Raw genomic sequence first — 4,959 nt, forward strand, 5'->3', positions numbered from 1 at the left:
GACTTCTACAACACCCGACGCCGGCACAGCTCAGCCGGGTTGCTACCACCCGTTGACTACGAGAAAATCGCGACCATCCGACCGGAGGCCGCATAACGGAAGCCTTCACGTTTTCAGGGGAAGCCCATTCGACGAGTTTCCCCTTTTCGAACAGCGCGCCGGCGCAGCGGGTGCAGATGGTTATCCCCCGGTGCACATGCACACCCTCAGCCCGGAAGAATCGGGTGTGCCGTCGGTTCAGACTTGGACCCCACACGCAGCGCGGCCCGTGCTTTGACCGCGCTGTAGGCGAATAGACCGACAAGGGCGAGCTGCAGCGCACGAACCGGTGCGACGCCACGGCCAAACAACTGCCCAGCGCGCACCGCGTACGCGTCATTTGCCACCAGCCCGGCGATGACCGGGACGATGGTGATCGGCAACACCCCGCGCCGCTCCAGCGGGCGCCGGTCCGCCCACATCAGCAGGACCGTCCAACCGGCCATCAACGGCGCACCGGCACGGATCGCGTAGCTGAACTCCGGTCCGTGTCGATCAAAACCCGCGTCGAACTGAAGCGTCGGTCCGTAGAGCCGCGGCACAGCCATCCCGACCGCAGCAACGGCGTCGACGAGCGCCCCCGCACGATAACTGCGTCGCAGCCAACGCACTGCCTCAGAGGTGGAATCAGCCGTGTTGCTCAAAACGCGATCGGAGGTCGATGGGACACAGTGACGAGTATGCCTTTGGGCTAGCCCGCTTAGGTGTCGTTCACGTCGACGAGAGGAATAGTCAACCCCGGCAGCTCGCGAGCCCGGGCCCTTGGTGACTCGCTGCCGAAGCCGCACGGTGGCGAAGGTCGACTCGATCGGGTTCGTGGTTCTCAGGTGGATCCAATGCTCGGCGGGGTAGTCGTAGAACGCCAGCAGCACGTCGATGTGCTCGGTGATCTTGGCGACCGCCTTGGGCCACTTGGCGCGGTAGTCGGCCTCGAACGCTTTGACCGCCTGCAGGGCGTGGTCGCGGTCCTCGGCGTTGTAGATTTCTGCGAGCGCGGCCTTCGCGCCTGGGTGCGCTGACTTCGGCAGGGCGACAAGAACATTGGAGCTGACGTGGAACCAGCACCGCTGCTCGCGGGTGCCGGGGAAGACCTCGCGCACGGCCTTCCAGAAACCCAACGCGCCGTCACCGACCGCCAGCACCGGAGCGGTCATCCCTCGCCGGCGACACGACCGCAGCAGATCAGCCCACGACTGCGACGACTCGCGAAACCCATCGGCAAGAGCCACGAGTTCCTTGCTGCCGTCGATCCCGTCGACCCACACATACACGTAGTTGATGTCCTTCAACGAGCGCTTGGTGAACGCCTCGGCGTCGTCCTGCCGTTCGTCGGTGCGGGCCCCATGTGGAGGCGCTGCTGCGGCGGTACCGCCGCCGGCTGTTGCACCGCGACGACCGGCAGACCTCGCCCAGTCGACCGCGTGGCTGCGTGACCTAACCGGCGGATACCCCGTCGGTCCAGACCCTGAAGCTCGTCAATATGTTGGGGCCGAAGGTGTTGCTGAGCGCGACGTCGGCGGCGTCGCGGCCACGCGCGATCAACACCCTGCCAATCCGTGGCGTGTTGTGGCGCGCGTCGAAGGTATGCCATTGCCCGTCGAGGAAAACCTCAAACCAGGCAGAGAAATCCATCGGATCGTCCACTGGCGGCACACCGATGTCACCAAGGTACCCGGTGCAGTAGCGCGCCGGGATATTCATGCAGCGACAGAAGGCAACGGCAAGATGCGTGAAATCACGGCAGACGCCGGTCCGATCGTAAAAAGCTTCTAGCGCCGTCCGTGTCATGCGCGCGTGCTCGTAGCCAAACGTGAGATGTCGATAAACGTAGTCGCAGATTGCTTGCACTCGGCCCCATCCCGTCGGCGCCTGCCCAAAGAGATCCCACGCCGTTTCGGACAGCCGATCGGTTTCGCAATAACGGCTCCCGAGCAGGAAGACAAGGGTGTCCTCAGGCAGGTCCGGCACGGGAATCTGTTGCGCCCAGGGAACGATGGCGTCGGGAAGTCCAGTGTCGTTGACGAGCGCATCGGCCGAGACGCGCATGCGGCCCTTCGGTGCAACGATGCGGGTGCACCAGTTGCCAAAGCCGTCGCGATAGGCGGCCATCGGGACCGGGGGGTCGAAAACCAGCTCGTCACGGCCGACCAGATCGGACACGCGGGTGAAGTGGACGTTGAGGTTGAAGATCATCGGGGTCGGCTGCGGGCAGTCGTAGATCATTTCGAAGCCGACGTGAATTTGCATAATTAGTCTCTAGTCTGCGCCAGGTGAGGTCGCGCATGGCTGGTGGCGTAGGTGGTGGAAAGGGTTCTCATTCGGGCTCCTTGGCGCAGGGCTGAATCATCAGGCCGCACATGCCGTTTGTAGCGACTCGATCAGCCTGCGCCGCAACGCCGTCCAGCGTCGGCCCGCGGCAAAAACGATGCCCTGGTTGACTTCCAGTTCGATTCCGACGTAGTCGCTCTGCGCGAAGCGCAGGCGCAAGTGCGAGGTCAACCCGTCTCCTTTTCCGGCGTAGGGGTAATTGCGGCGTACGCGAAGGTCTGAAGCCAATGCCGCAAGCGATTCCTTCCAGCGGGTGCACACCTCGGCCTCCCCGCGCCGCCTGGGGTGGTAGAGCAAACCTACGTCGGCGCCGCGCACCCTGCCATCCAGCTCCGCGGTAAAGCTATGTGACGAAAGGTGGATCACGCGATGCCCGCGCGCTACCGCTTGCCCGACGAGACGCTCGACCTGGGTGCGATAGGGCCGGTAATGCTGTTCGATGATCTGCGCCCGGGTCTGGGCCGGTGCAGCGCGGGTTACCGCCGAAAAAAGTTGTGGGTGGCCGATCGAGCGATTGAGATCAACAAGCAGACGGCTGACAGTCGAAGCCACAAGAGGCGCTCCGAAGGCGCTGGCGAGTGCCTTCGCCATGACTAGTGAACCGGGATCGTACCCACGGTGGGAGTCCAGCAGCGCCCGTTGCCCCCGAAACAGCCGGCGGTAGGGGGCGGGTATCCGGTTGCCGCCGTGTTCACAGGTGATGATGAAGGTATCCATCTTCGTGACGACCCGTCACCACTGCAGCTCGGGCAGATGGCGAAACACCTGCCGCACACCTTCGCCCCATGGGTCGCTGAGGGTGGTGAAATAGGGGTCCCCCTCATCGAATCGCCGCCGCCACTGCACGGCAAGGCTGTCGCGTTCGTAGCAAATCAGGTCGATTGGCATGCCCACTGACAAGTTGCTGCGCATGGTCGAATCGAAGGACACCAAGACACACTTCGTGGCGTCCGCGAGGGGCGTGTGTTGCGTAATTACTCGGTCGAGGATCGGCTTTCCGTACTTGGTTTCACCGGTTTGCAAGAAGGGCGTGTCGGTCCCCGCTTCGATGAAATTGCCTTCGGCATAGGTCCGGAACAGCCGTATTGGCTCGCCGAGGATTTGCCCACCGACGATGAACGAGGCATTGAAGCGGATGTTGTTCTCTTCCAGGTACCCGGCGTCGCGTTTCTCGATATCGCGCGTCGCATCGGAAACCAGCTTCACGACGTCGAACATCGTCCGGGCACCCAACAGATTGGTCGGCGCGTCGCCGTCAGCACAACGCTGCGTCAATACGCTTATGACAGCTTGGGTTCCGGCCAGGTTTCCCGAACTCAGCAGCACGACAACGCGGTTGCCGCTACGCTCGAACACCGTCATCTTGCAGAACTTGGCGAAGTTATCCACGCCGGCATTCGTACGAGAGTCCGAGGCGAAAATTATGCCCTTGTCGAGCATTACGCCGACACAATAGGTCACCGAATGCGCCTTGTATGCAATCGACTCCCCGTTCGTAATCGCACGTGCTTCTGTTGGCCGTCAGACGTGCTGAGAGCGATTCCCAATCCAGGATCTGATCCGATGTCGTCGAGAGTACCCGTCGACTTGAACATCATGATGCGCAGCGCGCTGCGCATCACTCGGCCGCCGATTCCTTTGTGGCCGCCGCGCGAGTCGGCCAGCATGTTGGGGACCAGCTTGGGACCACACGTTATGCGCGCCGGTGAACGAGCCAGAAGTTGGTGGTCGAACACTGATAACCGCACGGCCCCGCCCACGTGCCTGGGAAACCGGCGACAACCCGTCAGCTTTGCGCCCCCTTGAGCTGCACCACGTAACTAGAGCTCGGCATCGTCATTGTGGGCTCGAGTTACCGAATATTCGCCGGCAGTGAATGGGAATCGATGGAAATCGCCGGGTTCCCGATGGAGCTGATCGGGGGCGAATCCTATTGTGGCGCAGGAAGAGACAGTAGGTATCTGATTAGGACGGGAAGTGGCTTTTGGTAATCAGTTGGGCTCGGCCCTCGCCCGCCCCACGTCAAAGCTCGCACGACGTCGGCTGATGGTTGACTTCTCAGCTTCGGGTGATGCCTGACCGTGTCTCGGCTGATCGCTCTAGACCGTGTCGAGACGACTTCACCGGCAGGCGATGACGAGCTCCTCATCGGGTCTTGATCGCTGGACAATCACGTCCTGATGGGCTGGGCGCACGGAACTGCGCTTGAGCAGTGTGGTCATGGCCGGTACGCATGGGCACCGTAGCGGTGAGCTCGCAACGGTTGATCCGCTGGTGGACGGCGGTCAGCTTGAACCTCGGGCTACCTAGTGATTCCAGCCAGTTCGTGTGCCACTGCATCGAATGCGCGCAGCGTGTCTAACATGTGCGGCTCATGAGAGTGCGGCTGGGTGGATAACTTGGCGGCGACCATCTCTGCGGCGCGGTTGACGTAGATCATCTGACCACACATGCCAAGGCACAACACGACGTTGCTGCCCGGGTAGGGGAACCACACTTGGTTGCGGTACATTCCGCCGGGCAATCCGGTGTCGTCGGGGCTGGCGGCGAACGCCTGACGCGAGTCAGGCCCGCCGTCGAGAGTGTCGGCAA

At 62.6% G+C, this 4,959-nt stretch carries 3 protein-coding genes and 2 pseudogenes; all 5 read right to left on the reverse strand.

All coding sequences use genetic code 11. The features are described 5' to 3' along the window. Positions 1-773: 773 nt before the first annotated feature. Positions 774-1,415 (reverse strand): annotated as a pseudogene (locus ACLP9N_RS07385) (IS256 family transposase); the annotation flags it as partial. 58 nt (positions 1,416-1,473) lie between these two features. Beyond that, positions 1,474-2,286: a transglutaminase-like domain-containing protein gene (locus ACLP9N_RS07390; protein WP_442406776.1), complete on the reverse strand. Its 813-nt coding sequence runs from the start codon at positions 2,284-2,286 to the stop codon at positions 1,474-1,476. 99 nt (positions 2,287-2,385) lie between these two features. Continuing rightward, the gene (locus ACLP9N_RS07395; RefSeq protein ID WP_442406777.1) at positions 2,386-3,084 is read right to left on the reverse strand and encodes an N-formylglutamate amidohydrolase; all 699 of its coding nucleotides are present in this window, start codon (positions 3,082-3,084) and stop codon (positions 2,386-2,388) included. Between the two features lie 15 nt (positions 3,085-3,099). Continuing rightward, complete coding sequence (locus ACLP9N_RS07400; protein WP_442406778.1) at positions 3,100-3,807, reverse strand: peptidase; 708 nt, start codon at positions 3,805-3,807, stop codon at positions 3,100-3,102. A gap of 862 nt (positions 3,808-4,669) precedes the next feature. Beyond that, a pseudogene (locus ACLP9N_RS07405) lies at positions 4,670-4,959 on the reverse strand (serine hydrolase domain-containing protein); the annotation flags it as partial.

Source organism: Mycobacterium sp. (assembly GCF_052144515.1).
Taxonomy (GTDB): Bacteria; Actinomycetota; Actinomycetes; order Mycobacteriales; family Mycobacteriaceae; genus Mycobacterium.